This window comes from Streptomyces pratensis (genome assembly GCF_016804005.1).
Classification (GTDB): domain Bacteria; phylum Actinomycetota; class Actinomycetes; order Streptomycetales; family Streptomycetaceae; genus Streptomyces; species Streptomyces pratensis_A.
The window spans coordinates 3,190,992-3,209,547 of record NZ_CP051486.1; the positions used below are offsets into that span (position 1 = coordinate 3,190,992).

General features: G+C 71.3%; 12 protein-coding genes and 2 pseudogenes. 12 read left to right on the top strand and 2 right to left on the bottom strand.

Annotation, left to right across the window (positions count from 1 at the left end; translation table 11 throughout):
* The 3 genes from HED23_RS13630 to HED23_RS13640 all read left to right on the top strand — a co-directional run bounded on the left by HED23_RS13630 (position 1) and on the right by HED23_RS13640 (position 6,187).
* Positions 1-2,943: a glycoside hydrolase family 3 C-terminal domain-containing protein gene (locus HED23_RS13630; RefSeq protein WP_203183687.1), complete on the top strand. Its 2,943-nt coding sequence runs from the start codon at positions 1-3 to the stop codon at positions 2,941-2,943.
* Positions 2,940-5,207 carry an alpha-xylosidase gene (gene yicI, locus HED23_RS13635; protein ID WP_203183688.1) on the top strand — a complete coding sequence of 756 codons (2,268 nt, stop codon included), beginning with the start codon at positions 2,940-2,942 and terminating at the stop codon, positions 5,205-5,207. Before HED23_RS13630 ends, yicI begins: the two co-directional genes overlap by 4 nt.
* Before the next feature lie 332 nt (positions 5,208-5,539).
* Positions 5,540-6,187, top strand: a complete 648-nt coding sequence (locus tag HED23_RS13640; protein WP_238441940.1) for a DUF1963 domain-containing protein — start codon at positions 5,540-5,542, stop codon at positions 6,185-6,187.
* A gap of 144 nt (positions 6,188-6,331) precedes the next feature.
* Here HED23_RS13640 and HED23_RS35055 read toward each other — a convergent pair.
* Positions 6,332-6,442: pseudogene (locus HED23_RS35055) on the bottom strand (RNA polymerase subunit sigma-24); the annotation flags it as partial.
* On the opposite strand from HED23_RS35055, the pseudogene HED23_RS35060 reads away from it, so the two are divergent.
* The 9 genes and pseudogenes from HED23_RS35060 to HED23_RS13680 all read left to right on the top strand — a co-directional run.
* Positions 6,441-6,711 (top strand): annotated as a pseudogene (locus HED23_RS35060) (hypothetical protein); the annotation flags it as partial. The pseudogenes HED23_RS35055 and HED23_RS35060 sit on opposite strands and share 2 nt — an antisense overlap.
* 331 nt (positions 6,712-7,042) lie before the next feature.
* Positions 7,043-8,575: an aldehyde dehydrogenase family protein gene (locus HED23_RS13645; RefSeq protein WP_203183689.1), complete on the top strand. Its 1,533-nt coding sequence runs from the start codon at positions 7,043-7,045 to the stop codon at positions 8,573-8,575.
* Between the two features lie 221 nt (positions 8,576-8,796).
* Positions 8,797-10,368, top strand: coding sequence for a GMC family oxidoreductase (locus tag HED23_RS13650; protein ID WP_203183690.1), 1,572 nt, complete (start codon positions 8,797-8,799; stop codon positions 10,366-10,368).
* On the top strand, positions 10,365-11,429 hold the full coding sequence (locus tag HED23_RS13655; protein WP_203183691.1) for a quaternary amine ABC transporter ATP-binding protein: 1,065 nt from the start codon (positions 10,365-10,367) through the stop codon (positions 11,427-11,429). Before HED23_RS13650 ends, HED23_RS13655 begins: the two co-directional genes overlap by 4 nt.
* Entirely contained in the window at positions 11,429-13,411 is a 1,983-nt protein-coding gene (locus HED23_RS13660; RefSeq protein WP_203183692.1) for an ABC transporter permease, read from the top strand. Before HED23_RS13655 ends, HED23_RS13660 begins: the two co-directional genes overlap by 1 nt.
* A gap of 1 nt (position 13,412) precedes the next feature.
* Positions 13,413-14,396: an ABC transporter substrate-binding protein gene (locus HED23_RS13665; RefSeq protein WP_203183693.1), complete on the top strand. Its 984-nt coding sequence runs from the start codon at positions 13,413-13,415 to the stop codon at positions 14,394-14,396.
* A gap of 134 nt (positions 14,397-14,530) precedes the next feature.
* Entirely contained in the window at positions 14,531-15,100 is a 570-nt protein-coding gene (locus HED23_RS13670) for a PadR family transcriptional regulator (RefSeq protein ID WP_203183694.1), read from the top strand.
* Positions 15,097-15,837, top strand: a complete 741-nt coding sequence (locus HED23_RS13675; RefSeq protein WP_203183695.1) for an ABC transporter ATP-binding protein — start codon at positions 15,097-15,099, stop codon at positions 15,835-15,837. The genes HED23_RS13670 and HED23_RS13675 overlap by 4 nt, the downstream gene beginning before the upstream one ends.
* Positions 15,827-17,161, top strand: a complete 1,335-nt coding sequence (locus tag HED23_RS13680) for an FtsX-like permease family protein (RefSeq protein WP_203183696.1) — start codon at positions 15,827-15,829, stop codon at positions 17,159-17,161. Before HED23_RS13675 ends, HED23_RS13680 begins: the two co-directional genes overlap by 11 nt.
* Here the strand turns inward: HED23_RS13680 and HED23_RS13685 are convergent.
* Positions 17,154-18,341: a low temperature requirement protein A gene (locus HED23_RS13685; RefSeq protein ID WP_203183697.1), complete on the bottom strand. Its 1,188-nt coding sequence runs from the start codon at positions 18,339-18,341 to the stop codon at positions 17,154-17,156. The genes HED23_RS13680 and HED23_RS13685 overlap by 8 nt on opposite strands.
* Positions 18,342-18,556: the final 215 nt, after the last annotated feature.

Consider the following 18,556-nt stretch of genomic DNA (forward strand, 5'->3'; position numbering starts at 1 on the left):
GTGACGGACCATCCGCTTCCCTTCCGCGACCCGCAGCTGTCCTTCTCCCTGCGCACCGACGATCTGCTCGGACGGCTCACGCTCGACGAGCGGATCGCGATGCTGCACCAGTTCGCCCCGGCGGTGGAGCGACTGGGGCTCGGCCCGTTCCGTACGGGACAGGAGGCCCTGCACGGGGTCGCCTGGATGGGGCCCGCCACCGTCTTCCCGCAGGCCGTCGGCCTCGGCGCCACCTGGAACGACGACCTGGTCCGCCGGATCGGCGAGGCTGTCGGCAACGAAGTACGGGCCAAGCGCGCCCAGGACGACCGCGTCGGGCTCAACGTCTGGGCGCCGACCGTGAATCTGCTCCGCCACCCGCTGTGGGGCCGTGGCGAGGAGGGGTACTCCGAGGACCCGGCCCTGACCTCCGCCATCGCCGTCGCGTACACCCGTGGACTGCGCGGGGACGACCCCCGCTACTGGCGCACCGCTCCCGTGCTCAAGCACTGGCTCGCGCACAACAACGAGACCGACCGCGACACCGCCTCCTCCTCGGTCCGCCCGCGAGTCCTGCACGAGTACGACCTGCGAGCCTTCCGCGACGCCGTGCGGGCCGGGGCGGTGGCCGGCGTCATGCCCGCCTACAACCTGGTCAACGGCCGCCCGAACCACGTCTCCCCGCTCCTGGGCCGGCACCTGCGCCGCTGGACCGACCAGCCGCTCGTCGTCTGCTCGGACGCGGGCGCACCCTCGAACCTGGTCGATTCCGAGCACTACTTCGACACGCACGAGGAGGCCACCGCCGCCTCCCTGAAGGCGGGTGTCGACAGCTTCACCGACCACGGCACGGACTCCACGGTCATGACGGGCCGCATCCGTGACGCGCTCGCCAAGGGGTTCATCGAAGAGAGCGACATCGACACGGCGGTCCGGCGGCTGCTCGCCATGCGGTTCGCGCTCGGGGAGTTCGACCCGGAGCTCGATCCGTACGCGCGAGTGGACGACCTGGACACCGAGGAGCACCGGGCCCTCGCCCTGGAGGCCGCCGAGCAGGCGGTCGTGCTGCTCAAGAACGACGGCCTGCTGCCCCTGGAGCCGGCGGAGGGCCGGACCGTCGCAGTGGTCGGACTTCTCGCCGACGCCTGCAAGCTGGACTGGTACAGCGGCACGCTCATGCACCGCTCGACACCGCTCGACGGAATCCGCGAGCGGTACGGCGCCGAGAACGTGCTCTTCGCGGAAGGCGTGGACCGGGTCAGGCTGAAGGGGGCCGGCGGCTGGCTCCGGGTGCCGGCGGCCGACGGGGCGACGGACGGGGAGGCGCGGGGCGCGGAAGGCGCCCTCGACCCCGCGCTCCTCGCGGGCCGCACGGACCTGCCGCCGCTGACCTGGGGCGAGGAGGCGACCGAGCTGGCCCTCGTCGACTGGGGCGACGGTGTCCTCACCCTGCGCACCGACGAAGGGCTGTACCTCTCCGTCGCCGACGACGGTTACGTCAGGGCGTCCGCGGACGAGCCGGGCGGATGGGTCGTCCAGGAGACGTTCCGCTTCGAAGCGGTGGAGGGGCACGACGGCGGGCACCGCCTTCTGCACATCGGGACCGGTGGGTACGTGTCTGTCGCCGCCGACGGCGCGAAGGTTGCCGGAGCAGGCGAAAAGATTTCCCGGGACGACGCGACGGTCTTCGAGCGGGAGACCGTCGAGCACGGCGCCGACGCCGTGGCCCGCGTCGCCGCGGCCGCCGACACCGTCGTCGTAGTGGCCGGCAACGACCCCCACATCAACGGCCGTGAGACCGAGGACCGCACGACCCTCGCCCTGCCCGCCCAGCAGGACCGGCTGTGGCGCGCCGCGCACGCCGCCAACCCGCGTACGGTCCTCGTCCTCGCCTCCGCCTACCCCTACGCGGTCGGCGACGCGGCGGACGGACTGCCGGCCCTGCTCTGGACGGCGCACGGAGGCCAGGCGGCGGGCACCGCGCTCGCCCGCGTACTCGCCGGCGACGTGTCCCCGGCCGGCCGGCTCCCGCAGACCTGGTACACGAGCGACGACGATCTGCCCGGCCTGTTCGACTACGACATCATCGGCTCCCGGCAGACCTACCTGTACTTCGACGGCACCCCTCTCTTCCCGTTCGGACACGGCCTCGGCTACGCGGACTTCACCTACTCGGCGCTGCGCACGGAGGTGGACGGCGAGCGGCTGCGCGTGTCACTGACCGTCACCAACGACGGTGCGACCGCCGCCGACGAGGTGGCCCAGGTGTACGTTCGCGTGGCCGAGCCCGCGGAGACGGAAGGGCCCGCCCGCGAGGGGCTGGGACGCCGCCTCGGTCCGGCCCTCCGTGAGTCCGTGGAACTGCCGTTGCGCAAGCTGGTCGCCCACCGCCGGGTGCGCCTCGCCCCGGGGGCGGGCGAGCAGGTCGAGTTCGACGTACCGGTCGAGGAGTTGGGTCACTGGAGCGTGGCGCACGGCCGGTGGACAGTCGAGCCGGGCGCGTACGAGATCCTCGCGGGCGCGTCGAGCGCCGACATCCGGCTCACCGCCACGGCGGTCGTCGACGGTGAGGCACAGGGCCCGCGCCCGGTGGCGGCACACGGTCTGGACGCCGTGGACTACGACTGGCAGAAGGACACGGAGATCCTGGACCGCACGAAGACGGAGGGTGACGTCGTCGCTCCCGCCTCCGCCGGTCAGGAGGGGCGTCTCGTCTACCGGGCCTGCGACTTCGGTGAGGGTGTCGACGGACTGTCGTTCCTGGTCTCGGGGGAGGGGAGCGTCTCCGTGAGTGTGGGCGGACACAGCACGGCACTCCAGTTCCCGGACACCGGTGGACCGTACGTCTACCGCACCTTCGATACCGCGCTCGACGTGCGGGGGGTGCACGAGCTGCGTATCGGCCTCACGGGGTCCGTGCGCCTCGCACGCGTCGACGTCGTCCCCGCTGAGGAGACCGCATGAAGTTCACCGACGGCTTCTGGCTCATGCGCGAGGGAGTCCGCGCCTCGTACGCGACCGAGATCCGCGATCTGCGCGTCGACGCCGACCGTTTCACCGCGTACGCGGCGGTCAAGCGCGTCGCGGCGCGCGGTGACACGCTCAACACCCCGCTGATCACGGTGGAATGCTTCTCCCCCGCCGAGGGGATCATCGGCGTACGCACCACCCATCACGCGGGAAAGGCGCGGCGCGGGCCGGACTTCGCGCTCCTGGCGGACGACGCCACGGCGGCGGCGGCCCGCACCCACCAGGACGGTGCGGTCACCGAACTCACCAGCGGACCACTGACGTTGCGCATGGACGGTGACGGGCCCTGGGGCATCACCTTCCTCGACGCCGACGGCCGGCGCCTCACCGGAGTGGATCCCAAGGGCACGGCCTTCGCGACCACCGCCGACGGCACCCACCACATGATCGCCCAACTGGCCCTGGAGGTCGGGGAGAACGTCTACGGACTCGGTGAACGCTTCACCCCGTTCGTCAAGAACGGCCAGACGGTCGACATCTGGCAGGCGGACGGCGGCACCAGCAGCGAACTGGCCTACAAGAACATCCCGTTCTACCTGTCCTCGCGCGGATACGGCGTCTTCGTCAACCACCCCGGCAAGGTCTCCTTCGAGGTCGGCTCGGAGTCCGTCGGGCAGGTGCAGTTCAGCGTCGAGGACCAGTCGCTGGAGTACTACATCGTCGCCGGCCCGACGCCGAAGGACGTGCTGTCCCGCTACACGGCCCTGACCGGCAGACCCGCGCTGCCGCCGGCCTGGTCCTTCGGCCTGTGGCTGACCACCTCCTTCTGCACCTCCTACGACGAGGAGACCGTCACCTCCTTCGTCGACGGCATGGCCGAACGCGGCATCCCGCTCAGCGTCTTCCACTTCGACTGCTTCTGGATGCGCGAGTACCAGTGGTCGGACTTCCTCTGGGACCCCGAGGTCTTCCCCGACCCGGAGGGGATGCTGGCCCGCCTCAAGGAGCGCGGACTGCGCATCAGCATGTGGATCAACCCCTACATCGCCCAGAAGTCGGCCCTGTTCGCGGAGGGAGCCGAACACGGCTACCTGGTGCGGCGGGCCAACGGCGACATCTGGCAGTGGGACCTGTGGCAGCCCGGGATGGCACTCGTCGACTTCACCAACCCGGCCGCCCGGGCCTGGTACGACGACAAGCTGCGCGCCCTGCTCGACCAGGGCGTCGACTGTTTCAAGACGGACTTCGGCGAGCGTATCCCCACGGACGTCGTCTGGCACGACGGCTCCGACCCGGAGCGGATGCACAACTACTACGCGCAGATCTACAACCGCACGGTCTTCGAACTCCTCGAGAAGGAGCGGGGTGCGGGGGAGGCGGTGCTCTTCGCCCGGTCCGCGACGGCGGGCGGACAGCAGTTCCCGGTGCACTGGGGCGGCGACTGCTTCGCCTCGTTCACCGCCATGGCCGAGTCCCTGCGCGGAGGACTTTCCCTGAGCCTGTCCGGCTTCGGCTTCTGGAGCCACGACATCGGCGGCTTCGAGGGCACGCCCGACCCGGCGGTCTTCAAGCGCTGGCTCGCCTTCGGCCTGCTCTCCTCGCACAGCCGGCTCCACGGCAACGTCTCCTACCGGGTGCCGTGGGAGTTCGGCGAGGAAGCCGTCGACGTGGCACGGAAGTTCACCCTGCTCAAGCACCGGCTCATGCCCTACCTCTACGGAGTGGCCGCCGAGGCGCACCGCACGGGCATCCCGATGATGCGGCCCATGCTCGCCGAGTTCCCCGGCGACCCCGCCTCCCGCACCCTGGACCGGCAGTACATGCTCGGCCCGGACCTGCTGGTCGCCCCGGTCTTCACGGAGGACGGCCAGGTCGAGTACTACGTCCCCGAGGGGACCTGGACCTCGCTGCTCACCGGCGAGCGCGTGACCGGTCCCGCTTGGCGGCACGAGACGCACGGCTTCGACAGCCTGCCGCTGCTGGTCAGGGACGGCGCCGTGCTCCCGTGGGGTGCCGACGACCAGCGCCCCGACGGTGACTGGCTGGACGGGCTCACCCTGCGGGTGTTCGGCTCCGGCGACGGTGAACTGACCGTCGGGGTACCGGACCTGACGGGTGCTTCGGCAGCGGAGTTCCGTGTGGTACGGGACGCGGACGGCGTGCGGGTCACGGCGGAGGGCACGGACCGGCCGTACCACGTGAGCGTGGAGGAGACCGGCGCGGCGGGGGAGGGGGCGGGAACGGTCACCGTCGCCTGACTGGCCTGCCGCTTCCCCGCTCAGGTGACACGGCGGGCGCGCAGCCCCGGAGAGCCGCCGTCGGCGCGGCCTCTCCGGGGCTCTGCCGTGCGTGCGGCCGACCGGGCCGCGACAGGATGTGCGGCTGACCTGGCGTGAGCGCACGTGAGGCCGACCGGGAGCCGAAGGGCGGGATTTCGCTACGTTGTCTCCAGCGCGGCACACTCGCGCGGCCCGGACGAGGCCGGCCCCGCGGACGAGGGCCGGGAACAGGGCGGAAGCGGATCCGCGGCCTGCCACGCAGGGCGCCCTCTCCCCTCGGGCCTGTCACAGGCGGCCAGTAGCCTCTCGTCATGCAGACAGCGCTGATGATCTACGACGGCTCCGCACCGACCGATTCCGACGTCCCGCGTACCGGGGGCGTGCCGCTGGCTCCTGCCGGATTCGCCTGGCCCCTGTGCGGCTGCGGGGGACCGCTTCAGTTCTTTGCCCATCTCCCCGTCGAGGACGGTGTCCTGTCGGTGTTCCTGTGCCAGAACGACCCCGGGGCGTGTGAGTTCTGGGACGCGGGATCCAGCGCGAACAGGGTCTATCTGTTTCCCCGGGAGGAACTGCGGCCGGTAGCCGTACCCGTGGCGGGACTGACGCTGCTGCCCGTCACCTCGGCCATCCGCATCCACGTCGTGACGGTCGACCCCGAGGATGCCCTTGAGGAGGAAGGGATCGAGCCCGACGCCTACGACCTTGCCCGCTCGGGATGGAAGTTGGAACCCGGAGAACGATTCGGGAAGCAGCGCGAAGTGCTCGGGTCACTCGGGGGCAGCCCCTCCTATCTTGAGGACGACCGCCTGCCCGTGTGTCCCTCCTGCACCGGCACCATGGAGTTCGCGGCGCACCTGGAGGAGGGGATGACGTGGGAGACCGCGATGAACCTCGGCGGTCAGCTGGGCTACGTCTTCGTCTGCAGCCCTTGTCGCGAGGGAGCCTTCCTCACGGGCTGAGGGCTACTGCGAGGGTATGACGGTGACGCCGCCGGCTCGGGCCGCCCGGGCGCCTCCGGGGCGGAGGCGGCGCCACCCGAGCGGGGCGTTGCGCCGGAGGGCAGGATGGCTTTACGCGAGAACCTGCTCCGGCCGGAGCGGTCCTGCCTGTGAACGGCCGTCCGCGGCGGCGACGTCCTCGAACCCGAAGGCGAAGACTTCCCGCAGTACGAACACTGACCGCATCAGCGGACTGAGCCGTTCCGGAAGCGCGAGCCGGCCCGTGGTGACCTTCCGCTGGACCTACGCCTTCGCCGCGGACGGACAGGTGCTGACCTCGGACTCGACCTGACCTCGGACTCGACCTGACCTCGGACTCGACCTTGCGCCTCCGGGAGCGTAACGAGATCGAGACGGACCTGGTCGCCCACAACTACGTGGTGCGAGACGTGCGCGATGCGCCTGACCGGCCACGCAGGGAGTCCGGCCTCCTCGTACGACGCCTTCGATCCATGGTGATCCACGTCACTCGAACTTCGGCTTGAGGTCCATGGGGTACGCGTCGGTGGGCGGTAACCGCTTGGGGTGAGTCACGGCAGAGCGGGAATTCCGTGGTGCCGGCAGTGGCGGTGTGGGCTGCGGACCGAGAGAAGGGGGCCGGTCTTCCGGGTGGAACTGTGAGCTTTCCGAAGCCGTGCACCGCCGTCGCACCTGTCGTGTCCCGGCCAGTGAGTCATGTCACTCAGAGTGAATTTCTCTGCATACATCCAGCCGGACCGGGGAGGGGTCAAGCCTGCTGGTGCCGACCCGGTCCACCGGCGCAGGTGCTCGGCCGGACCGGCGCGGAGCAAACAGGCACGGAAGGCAGATCACCACATGTCGGCTCATCCCTCCTCGGCCCACTCCCCGGCCACCCTGGAGACCCTCCACGTCGACGGCGGCTGGCGGCCGGCGGCATCGGGCGCGACGCGCGAGATCCTCGACCCCGCCGACGCCACCGTCCTGGCCGTGGTCTCCGAGGGCGGCACCGAGGACACCGACGCGGCCGTGGCCGCCGCGCGCCGCGCCTTCGACGACGGCCCCTGGCCCCACAGGCCGGTCGCCGAGCGCGCCGAGCTGCTGCGCAGGGTCGCCGGGCTCCTCCAGCGGGACCGCGAGGAGATCGCGATCACCGAGAGCCGCGACACCGGCAAGACCCTGGAGGAGGGCCGCGTCGACGTCGACGACGTCACCAACGCCTTCCGCTACTTCGCGGACCTCGTCATGAACGAGAGCGGCGGCCGGGTCGTCGACGCGGGCGATCCCGACGTGCACAGCGTGGTCGTGCACGAGCCCGTCGGCGTCTGCGCCCTGATCGCCCCGTGGAACTACCCGCTGCTCCAGGCCAGCTGGAAGATCGCACCGGCCCTCGCCGCGGGCAACACCTTCGTGCTCAAGCCCAGCGAGGTCACCCCGCTCTCCACCGTCCACCTGATCCGGCTGCTCGCCGAGGCAGGCCTGCCCGACGGCGCCGCCAACCTCGTCACCGGCGCCGGTGACCCCGTCGGGGCACGGCTCTCCGAACACCCCGACGTCGACATGGTCTCCTTCACCGGAGGCCTCGCCAGTGGCACGAAGGTCGCCCAGGCCGCGGCACCCACCGTCAAGAAGGTCGCCCTGGAACTCGGCGGCAAGAACCCCAACGTCGTGTTCGCCGACGCCTGCGCCACCGACGAAGGCTTCGACACCACCGTCGACCAGGCCCTGAACGCCGCGTTCTTCCACAGCGGCCAGGTCTGCTCAGCCGGGGCCCGCCTCATCGTCGAGGAATCCGTCCGCGACCGCTTCGTCACCGAACTCGCCCGCCGCGCCGACGCTATCCGGCTCGGCCGAGGCACCGTCGACGGAGTCGAGTGCGGCCCGCTCGTCTCCGCTCAGCAGCTCGCCAAGGTCGAGGCGTACGTGGCGTCCGCCCGCGAGGAGGGCGCGGTCGTCCGCTCCGGCGGCGCCCGCCCAGAGCCCTCGGACATCCGGCCCGCGAGCGGCTACTTCTACCGGCCGACCGTCCTGGACGGGTGCCACCGGGAGATGAAGGTGGTCCGCGAGGAGACCTTCGGCCCGATCCTCACCGTCGAGACCTTCCGTACGGAGGAGGAAGCCGTCACCCTGGCCAACGACACGGACTACGGCCTCGCGGGCGCCGTGTGGACGAACGACGCGGGCCGCGCCCGGCGCGTCGCCGGACGGCTGCGGCACGGCACCGTCTGGATCAACGACTACCACCCCTACCTCCCGCAGGCCGAATGGGGCGGCTTCGGCAAGTCGGGCACGGGCCGTGAACTCGGCCCCACCGGGCTCGCCGAGTACCGCGAGTCCAAGCACATCTACCAGAACCTCAACCCGCGCCCGCAGCGCTGGTTCGCCGGCTGAAGGCAACCGGACAGCCCCGCACGTCTGTTGGCCGGCCGAGCGCAATAGGTCTGCCCCGCCCGGCTGTTCGTCAGCTGTACGCGACCGACCTGCCGGCTGTTCGTCAGCTGTACGCGACCGACCTGGCCGACCGGCTGTCTGCCGACCGAAGCGACCGACCCGCCCCGCCCGGCTGTTCGCAGCACCACGCACACGCCAGCACCTTGCAGAAGGAGCAACCGATGCCCCCGTCCCACAGCACCGCACGCCCCGAAGCCGCCGACTACGTGATCGTCGGAGGCGGCACCGCCGGCTCGGTCGTAGCCTCACGCCTCACCGAGGACCCCGACGTCACCGTCACCGTCATCGAGGGCGGACCCACCGACATCGACCGCGACGACGTCCTCACCCTGCGCCGCTGGCTCGGTCTTCTCGGAGGTGACCTCGACTACAACTACCCCACCACCGAACAGCCCCGCGGCAACTCCCACATCCGGCACAGCCGCGCCCGTGTCCTCGGCGGCTGCTCCTCGCACAACACACTGATCAGCTTCAAGCCGCTGCCCGGCGACTGGGACGAATGGGCCGAGGCCGGAGCGGAGGGCTGGCACGCCGCCGCCATGGACCCCTACTTCGACCGGCTGCGCAACAACATCGTGCCCGTCGACGAGAAGGACCGGAACGCCATCGCCCGCGACTTCGTCGAAGCCGCGCAGGCGGCGGCCGAGGTCCCGCGCGTGGACAGCTTCAACAAGAAGCCGTTCCACGAGGGCGTCGGTTTCTTCGACCTGGCCTACCACCCCGAGAACAACAAGCGTTCCTCCGCGTCCGTGGCCTACCTCCACCCGCACATCGAGGCCGGTGACCGCCCCAACCTCTCGATCCTGCTGGAGACATGGGCGTACCGCCTGGAGTTCGACGGCGACCGGGCCACCGGCGTGCACGTCCGGGACAAGGACGGCGAGGAGACGTTCCTGCGCGCCGCCCGTGAAGTGATCGTCTGCGCCGGCGCGGTGGACACCCCGCGGCTGCTGATGCACTCCGGCGTCGGACCGGCGAAGGACCTCACCGAGCTGGGCATCCCCGTCGTCCACGACACACCGGGCGTCGGCGAGAACCTGCTCGACCACCCCGAGTCGGTCATCGTCTGGGAGACCGACGGGCCGATCCCGGAGAACTCCGCGATGGACTCCGACGCGGGCCTCTTCGTGCGGCGGGACCCCGGATCACGGGGCCCCGACCTGATGTTCCACTTCTACCAGATCCCCTTCACCGACAACCCGGAGCGCCTCGGCTACGAGAGGCCCGAGCACGGCGTGTCGATGACCCCGAACATCCCCAAGCCGAGAAGCCGCGGCCGGCTCCGCCTCACCAGCGCCGACCCCGAGGTCAAGCCGGCCCTCGACTTCCGCTACTTCACCGACGAGGACGACTACGACGGCCGCACCCTGGTCGACGGGATCAAGCTCGCCCGCGAGATAGCGAAGACCGAACCGCTGGCCCACTGGCTCAAGCGCGAGGTGTGCCCCGGGCCCGAGGTCACCTCCGACGAGGACATCAGCGAGTACGCCCGCAAGGTCGCGCACACCGTCTACCACCCGGCCGGAACCTGCCGGATCGGGGCCGAAGGCGACCCGGCGGCCGTCGTCGACCCCCAGCTGCGGATCCAGGGCCTGAAGGGCATCCGGATCGCCGACGCGTCCGTGTTCCCGGCGATGCCCGCCGTGAACCCCATGATCGGCGTCCTGATGGTGGGCGAGAAGTGCGCCGACCTGCTCCGGGCGACCCCGGCCACCGGAGGTGGTGTCCGATGAGCGGAGCAGGTACCCCCGTCTTCAGCGTCCGGGACCTCTGGAAGGTCTTCGGGCCCAAGGCCGACCGCATCCCCGGCAGCGAGTACGCCGGTCTGCCGGCCGCCGAGCTGCGTGAGCGCACCGGCTGTACCGCTGCCGTGCGGGACGTCTCCTTCGACGTCCGGAAGGGCGAGGTCTTCGTCGTCATGGGCCTGTCGGGCTCCGGGAAGTCCACCCTCGTACGCTGTCTGACCCGGCTCATCGAGCCCACCAGCGGCACCCTCGCCATCGACGGTGAGGACGTACTGGCCATGGACACCAGCCGGTTGCGCGAACTGCGCCGGCACCGCGCCGCGATGGTCTTCCAGCACTTCGGACTGCTGCCGCACCGCACAGTCCTCGACAACGTCGCCTACGGCCTGGAGATCCAGGGCCTCGGCAGGACCGAACGGCGCGCCAAGGCCGCCGAACTGGTGGAGAAGGTCGGCCTCGCGGGTCTCGAGGACCGCCGGCCCGCCCAGCTCTCCGGCGGCCAGCAGCAGCGCGTCGGGCTGGCCCGCGCGCTCGCCGTCGACCCCTCCGTCCTCCTCTTCGACGAACCGTTCAGTGCGCTCGACCCGCTGATCAGGCGTGAGATGCAGGACGAGGTCGTCCGGCTGCACCGCGAGGAGGGCCGCACCATGGTCTTCATCACCCACGACCTCGGTGAGGCGCTCCGCCTGGGCACCCGCATCGCGCTGATGCGGGACGGCGGCATCGTCCAGCTCGGCACCCCCGAGGAGATCGTAGGCTCGCCCGCCGACGACTACGTACGCGAGTTCGTCCGGGACGTGCCGCGCGAACAGGTCCTCACCGTCGCCACCGCCATGCGGCCGCCGACCGTCGGCGAGGGCCACGGCGGACCGGCCGTACGCCCCGGGGCGACCGTCTCCGAAGCCATCGAGGCCGTCTCCCGTTCCGGTGAACCCGTGGCCAGGGTGATGGAGGACGGCAGGCTGCTCGGAGTCGTCGACCACGCGTGCCTGCTCGACGTGGTCGCCGGGGCGGGCGGGGGCGCGGGAGCCCGTGGGGTGACCGTCTGATGGCCACCGCCCAAGCCACTGCCCGTACCGCCTCCGGCCCCCCGGGGAGCCGCTCGCTCGCCGCGATGCGCGACCGGCCGGCCCTCGGCAAGATCCTCCTGCTTCTGGTGATCGCCGCCGTGGCCGTACCCTTCGCGCACGCCCGCTGGGGCGGTGGGGTCTGGCCCGGCGCCCTGACCGTCGACCTGAGCGGGCCGCTCGGCGAGGTCAACGACTGGATCATCGGCAACCGCGACAGCCATCCGCTGTTCCTCCACTTCTTCGGCCACATCAGCAACGCCGTCGTCCTGTCGGTGCGCGGGGTCTACCTGGCGCTGCTCGCCCTCGGCTGGGCCGGTGTCACCGCCGTCGCCGCGCTCGTCGCCTGGAGGACGGCCGGATGGCGCCTCGCGCTGACAGCCGGGCTGTCCTTCCTCGTCTGCGGGCTGCTCGGCATGTGGGTGCCGACCATGCAGACCCTCGCCCTCATGACCGTCGCGGTGCTCGCCTCCGCGGTGCTGGGCCTGCTCCTCGGACTCGCCGGCGGCCTCTCGGACCGTACGTTCAGAGTCCTGCGCCCCGTCCTGGACACCATGCAGGTGCTGCCCGCCTTCGCCTATCTGCTGCCCGTCGTGCTGGTCTTCGGCATCGGTGTGCCCGGCGCGGTCCTCGCGACCGTCGTCTACGCGGCACCCCCGATGGCCCGGCTCACCGCACTCGGACTGCGCGGAGCCGACGCGGGCGTCATGGAAGCCGTCGCCTCGCTCGGCGCGACCGGCCGCCAGCGCCTGCTGAGCGCGCGGCTGCCGCTGGCCCGCAAGGAACTGCTCCTCGGCCTCAACCAGACCATCATGATGGCGCTGTCCATGGCCGTCATCGCGTCCGTCATCGGTGCCGGCGGTCTCGGCGACCGCGTCTACCAGGCGCTTTCGTCCGTCGACGTCGGCGCGGCGCTCGCCGCGGGCATCCCGATCGTGCTGCTGGCCGTCGTCCTGGACCGCACGACCGAGGCGGCCGGCCGGAAGGCCGGCACGGAACCCACCGGCCCTGCCCCCCTGCGCGGGGTGCGCGGCTGGGGGCTCGCCGCGCTGATCGCCGTGGCCGTCACCGTCGTGGGCCGCTTCACCGGCGGCCGGATCTGGCCCGAGGGCGGCGTCGTCGCCATCGCCGAACCGGTCAACACGGCCAAGGACTGGATGGTCGACCACCTCTACACCGGCATCCCCGTCATCGGCGGAACCGCCGACTGGGCCGCCCACTTCACCAGCTGGGTCCTCAACCCGCTCCGCGACGGACTGCAGGGCCTGCCCTGGTGGGCCGCGCTGCTGATCGTCGCCGCCCTCGCCTGGACCATCGGCACCTGGCGCACCGCGCTCACCGCAGTCCTCGCCATGGCCGCCATCGGGGTCCTCGGCGTGTGGGACCTGTCGATGGACACACTCAGCCAGGTCATCGCCGCCGTCGCCGTCACGCTGGTCCTGGGCTTCGGTATCGCCGTCGGCGCCGCCCGCAGCCGGCGCCTGGAACGGCTGCTGCGCCCGGTCCTGGACGTCTTCCAGACGATGCCGCAGTTCGTCTACCTGATCCCGGTCGTCGCCCTCTTCGGTGTGGGACGGGCCCCCGCAGCTGCGGCGGCTGTCGTCTACGCGCTGCCCGCCGTCGTCCGCATCACGACCCAGGGACTGCGGGGCGTCGACCCCGCCGCCATGGAGTGCGCCCGCTCGCTCGGCGCCACCAGCGGCCAGCAACTGCGCCAGGTCCAGATCCCGCTGGCCAGGCCCGCACTGCTGCTGGCCGTCAACCAGGGGGTCGTCCTGGTCCTCGCCGTCGTCATCATCGGCGGGCTCGTGGGCTCCGGCGCGCTCGGCTACGAGGTCGTGTTCGGCCTGGCCCAGGGGGACCTGGCCACCGGTCTGGTCGCCGGCGCCGCCATCGTCTGTCTGGGGCTGATGCTGGACCGTGTCACCCAGCCCACCGCCCGCCGCCAGCGGAAGGAGAGCTGACATGGCTCGCACCCGGACCCGCGCCCGCCTCCGTACGTCCGCGACAGTGGCCTCGGCCGGCGCGCTGCTGGCCGTCACCGGCTGCGGCGCGGCGGACATGACCAAGCAGGCCTCCCCGTTCGCGGCCCCGGCGGACATCAGGACCGTCACCCTCTCCGTCCAGTCCTGGGTCGGAGCGCAGGCCAACGTGGCCGTCGCGCAGAAGATCCTGGCGGACGAACTGGGCTACCGCGTCGACCTCGTCCAGACGGACGAGGTACCCGCCTGGGACGCCCTCAGCCAGGGCCGGGTGGACGCCATCCTGGAGGACTGGGGCCATCCGGAGCAGGAGCAGTTGTACGTCAAGGACAAGAAGACCATCGTCCCCGGCGGCGACCTCGGGGTCACGGGTCACATCGGCTGGTACGTCCCCAAGTACTGGGCGGACGAGCACCCCGACGTCACGAACTGGAAGAACCTCGACAAGTACGCCGACGAGCTGCGTACCCCGGAGAGCGGTGACAAGGGCCAGCTCATGGACGGTTCGCCGTCCTACGTCACCAACGACAAGGCGCTGGTGAAGAACCTCGGCCTCGACTACAAGGTCGTGTTCGCCGGCTCCGAGGCCGCGCAGATCACCCAGATGCAGCAGTTCGCCAAGGAGAAGAAGCCCTTCCTCAGCTACTGGTACCAGCCGCAGTGGCTGTTCAACGAGGTGCCGATGGTCGAGGTGAAGCTCCCGGAGTACTCCGACGCCTGCGCGGCCAAGGACCCGGCGGACATCGACTGCGCGTACCCCACGACCCCGCTCCAGAAGTACCTCAACGCCGACTTCTCGAAGCGGGGCGGGGACGCCGCGGCCTTCCTGAAGAAGTTCAAGTGGTCGGAGAAGGACCAGAACGAGGTGTCCGAACTGATCGCCTCCGAGCGGCTGTCACCCGACGAGGCGGCGGACCGCTGGATCGAGGAGCACCCGGCCACCTGGAAGAAGTGGCTGGACCGGTGACCTGAGCCCCAGGGCCTCCTTCCGCCCCACCGTCAGCCGTCGCGGCACCGGCCGCGACGGCTGACGGCGTTTTCGGCAACGCCCGCCGGAACTAACTATTCACTCAGTACATGTACTGAGGATATAGTCGGCTCATGAGCACCCGTCATGTCCTCCTGGGCCTGCTCGCAGCCGGCCCCTCCCACGGCTACGACCTGAAGCGGCAGTACGACACGCGCTTCCCGCAGGCTCGTCCGCTCGCCTACGGGCAGGTCTACACAACCCTGCAACGCCTCGTGCGGGACGGTCTGGCCGCCGTCGACGGCACCGGTTCCGACGGCGGTCCTGAGCGCACCCTCTACCGCTCGACAGGCGAAGGCGCACACGAACTGGCCCGGTGGGCCGAGGAGGTCACCGCCCCCGCCCCCTTCGTGACGAACGAGATCTTCGCCAAGGTCGTCGTCTCGATCCTCGTCGCCGCGGCAGCCACACGCACGGACCGGGACGGACCGGAGCCGGACGCCGCGGCGCACCTCAGGGCCCAGCGCGCCGCCCACATGGAGCGGATGCGCGAACTCACCGCACTCAAGACCGCGCCGGACGCCGATCTCAGCACGGTGCTGGCCGCCGACTACGCCCTTGCCCATCTCGACGCCGACGTGCGGTGGATGACCACCACCTCGGCCCGCATCGACACACTGACAGCGGAGGTCAACGCAACATGAGCACACGGGAAGAACGGCCGTCCACGGAGGCGGCCGCGCTGATCTCGGCGCGCGGTCTGCGGAAGTCCTACGGAAGGACCGAGGCGTTGCGGGGCGCCTCCCTCGACCTCCACGAGGGCGAGATCCTGGCCGTCACCGGCACGAGCGGCAGCGGCAAGTCCACCCTGCTGCACTGCCTGTCGGGGATCGTCCGGCCCGACGAAGGAGTCGTCACCTACGGGAGCGAACAGCTCGGCCGGCTGCCCGAGCAACGGCTCAGCGAGCTCCGGCGCCGCGACTTCGGGGTGGTGTTCCAGTTCGGACAGCTGATCCCGGAGCTCACCGCGCTCGACAACGTGGCGCTGCCGCTGCTGCTCTCCGGGATTCGCCGCGGACAGGCGAACGAGAAAGCCGGGGAGTGGCTGGAGCGCTTCGGCGTACGAGGACAGGCGGGCCTGCACCCCGGCGAGATGAGCGGCGGCCAGAGCCAACGGGTGGCGCTGGCAAGGGCCTTGGTCACCGAGCCCAGGGCGGTCTTCGCGGACGAGCCGACCGGGGCGCTCGACTCGCTCGCCGGGGAACAGGTGATGACGGCCCTGGTGCACACCGCCAGGGAGTCGTCCACGGCGGTGCTGCTGATCACCCATGACGCGCAGATCGCGGCGTACGCGGACCGCGAGGTGGGGCTGCGGGACGGGATCGTCCACCCCGCCGCAGCCGATGCCCCGAGCCGGGAGGCCGTCCGCCGTGAGATCTGACATCCGTATCGCCTGGATCCTCACGCGGGGCTCGGAACGCCGCGAGTGGTGGAGGATCTCCCTCACCGCACTCGGGGCCCTGCTCGCCACGGGCTTCGCACTCGGCGCGGTGACAGTCGCCGCCGTGTCGGGGCAGGTTTCGATCCCCTACGCGCACGGCCTGCTGAACCACCCCGGCGAGCGCGAGGGTGTGGTGTTCACGCTCGTGCTCCTGCTGGTCCCGGTGCTGGGCTTCTTCGGCCAGTGCGCGCGCATCGGCGCCGTGCACCGTCATCGGCGTATGGCCGGCCTGCGGCTCGCCGGGGCGACTCCCGGACAGGTGCGGAGAATCGCGGCCGTGGAGTCCGGGTTCGCCTGCCTGGCAGGCTCGACGGCCGGTTTCGCGGCGTTCGCCGTGCTCCTCACCGTGCCGGATCACACTCCGCCTCCGGGGGCCTGGGCGGGTTTCGTGGCGGTCGTTCTCGCAATTCCGGTGGTCGCCGCGCTGGTCAGCGTCTTCGCCCTGCGCCATGTGGTCGCTTCGCCCCTCGGTCATGTGCGCAGGACACGTCCTGGCCAGGGGCGCCGGGCAGCGTCGGCCTCCCTGCTGGCGGTCGGGCTCATGGCTGCGGCGGGGCTGCTCCATCTGTCCCCGGCAGGCAGAAGCGTGAAGCCGTTCGCGCTTCTGGTTCTCGGCCTGGTGCTCCTCACGGGGGCCGGTTCGGTCTGGGTGGCCGGGGCGTTCGCCGCATTCATGGGCCGCCGTCTCACCCTCCGCGCGAAGAGCCCGGCGGTGCTCGTCGCGGCGAGCCGCCTCGCGCACGATCCCTACGAGGCCGCGCGGTCCCACGCCGCGTTGCTGCTGGTCACCGTCGTGGGCGTCGGCTTCGTGGGGGTGCGCGAGGTGCTGCTGGCAGACCTGGGGGAGGGCGGTCACCAGCCGGAGAACCTCTCCTTCTACACCACCGGCATCGCCCTCGCCGGATCCGCTGTGCTGATCGCCGTGGCGATCAGCCTCTGCGGTCTCGCCGTCGGCACCGCGGAGTCGCTCGCCACCCGCCGCAGGGGCCTCGCGGCCCAGGCTGCCGCCGGGGTACCCCACAGGGTCCTGGCCGTGGCCGCGCTCCTGGAGACCGCGCTCCCACTGGCGCCCGCACTCCTGCTCGCGGGCGCCGGGGGAGCGGTGGTCCACCTGGCGTACGCCACCGGCGTAGGCACCGGTTTCGTACCCGTGCTGCCGCTGCTCGTCCCCGTCGCGGTCTACGTGGCGTGCCTGCTGGCCGCGGTGACGTCGTTGCCGCTCCTGCGGCGCATGGCGCACCCGGCGGAGCTGCGGTTCACCTAGCCGCGTCCGCCCCGCCGCGCGCTCGCGCCGCCACCACGAGCGTGGCGGCGACGAGCACGGCGGAGACGATGCCGGTGGCGAGGACCGGGGCAGGGGTGAACGTCATCGCCAGCACCGTGAGGACGGCCACGGGATGGATGAGGTCGTTGCGGCTGCGGAGTTCCTCCCCACGGTGGTGCAACAGCCACACGAGGGTGATGAACACGGCCACCGGCACGGTGAACGTCGCGGCGGCGGCGTGGTCGGAGAGGTGACCGTGACCGGTGGTGTGGGCGACGTTGACCGCGAGTCCGGCGCCGACCGCGGCGGCCGAGGCGAAGACGAGGTAGTGACCGTAGCCCCACAGGAGCGCCGCCTTGAGGCCGGTGAGCCGTTGCGGCGCGTTCTGCGAGAAGTACAGCCACCACAGGGCGAAGACGGTGAGTACGCCGCCGACGACCAGGGTCGCGATGTCGCCGAGCGCGGCCTCGTCGTCGAGGGCGGTACGGACGGCCACAGTGGCCGCGGTCATGGTCTCGCCCAGCACGATGAGGGTGAACAGCCCGTACCGTTCGGCGATGTGGTGGGGGTGCCAGGTGGTCATGGCCGCGCTCTCGGCCCACGCGGGGACGGCGATCTCGGCCAGGACCAGGACGGCGAACGCCGGCAGGCCCCAGTCTTCCGGCAGGGCCAGCCGGGCGACCCAGCCGACCTGCACGACCAGGATGCCGACCGCGTAACGCACGCAGGAGCGCCGGCGTTCGGGGTCGGAGCGTGCGGCGCGCAGCCACTGGGTGACCATGGCGAGCCGCATGATGACGTAGCCCCAGGTGATGACGGTGAAGTCCTCCTGCTGGAGGGCTTCGGCCGCGCCGGCGGCCACGACGAGCGCACCGGTGATCTGGACCAGGGTGAGCAGCCGGTACGGGACGTCGTCGGTGTCGTACGCGGAGGCGAACCAGGTGAAGTTCATCCAGGCCCACCAGATCGCGAAGAAGACCATCGCGTAGCCGAGGACCCCGTCCCCGATGTGTCCCTCGGCGAGTTCGTGCTCGAAGGCGCCCGACGCCTGGGCCACGGCGGTGACGAAACACAGGTCGAAGAACAGCTCGAGCGCGGTGGCCGTGCGGTGCTGCTCGCCCGCGGTGCGGGCGACCATCGGCCGGCGCCATGCGCCGAAGGCGGATTGTGACTGACTCATGCGTACCTGGTTCTCAGCGGTGGGAGGGGAGGTTCGGGCCCTGACGGACGCGAGGGCGGCCGGGCCTGACGACACCGACTGTGCAGGCCGGGCCGGCCCGGCGGCTCCGACGGACACCGGTCACGTTACGAGCGCCGCACAGAGCCGTGCAAACGGCGCGAGGCACCCCGTGCGGCCGAGGCGGGGCCCCACGTCTCGCGCGGCCGCACGCCGTA

What these genes read in the sequence shown, in the direction of transcription:
- HED23_RS13675 (WP_203183695.1), top strand. Translation starts at nt 15,097, where the DNA reads ATGAGCACACGGGAAGAACGGCCGTCCACGGAGGCGGCCGCGCTGATC.
- HED23_RS13685 (WP_203183697.1), bottom strand. Translation starts at nt 18,341, where the DNA reads ATGAGTCAGTCACAATCCGCCTTCGGCGCATGGCGCCGGCCGATGGTC.
- HED23_RS13650 (WP_203183690.1), top strand. Translation starts at nt 8,797, where the DNA reads ATGCCCCCGTCCCACAGCACCGCACGCCCCGAAGCCGCCGACTACGTG.
- HED23_RS13640 (WP_238441940.1), top strand. Translation starts at nt 5,540, where the DNA reads ATGCAGACAGCGCTGATGATCTACGACGGCTCCGCACCGACCGATTCC.
- HED23_RS13670 (WP_203183694.1), top strand. Translation starts at nt 14,531, where the DNA reads ATGAGCACCCGTCATGTCCTCCTGGGCCTGCTCGCAGCCGGCCCCTCC.
- HED23_RS13660 (WP_203183692.1), top strand. Translation starts at nt 11,429, where the DNA reads ATGGCCACCGCCCAAGCCACTGCCCGTACCGCCTCCGGCCCCCCGGGG.
- HED23_RS13665 (WP_203183693.1), top strand. Translation starts at nt 13,413, where the DNA reads ATGGCTCGCACCCGGACCCGCGCCCGCCTCCGTACGTCCGCGACAGTG.
- HED23_RS13655 (WP_203183691.1), top strand. Translation starts at nt 10,365, where the DNA reads ATGAGCGGAGCAGGTACCCCCGTCTTCAGCGTCCGGGACCTCTGGAAG.
- yicI (WP_203183688.1), top strand. Translation starts at nt 2,940, where the DNA reads ATGAAGTTCACCGACGGCTTCTGGCTCATGCGCGAGGGAGTCCGCGCC.
- HED23_RS13645 (WP_203183689.1), top strand. Translation starts at nt 7,043, where the DNA reads ATGTCGGCTCATCCCTCCTCGGCCCACTCCCCGGCCACCCTGGAGACC.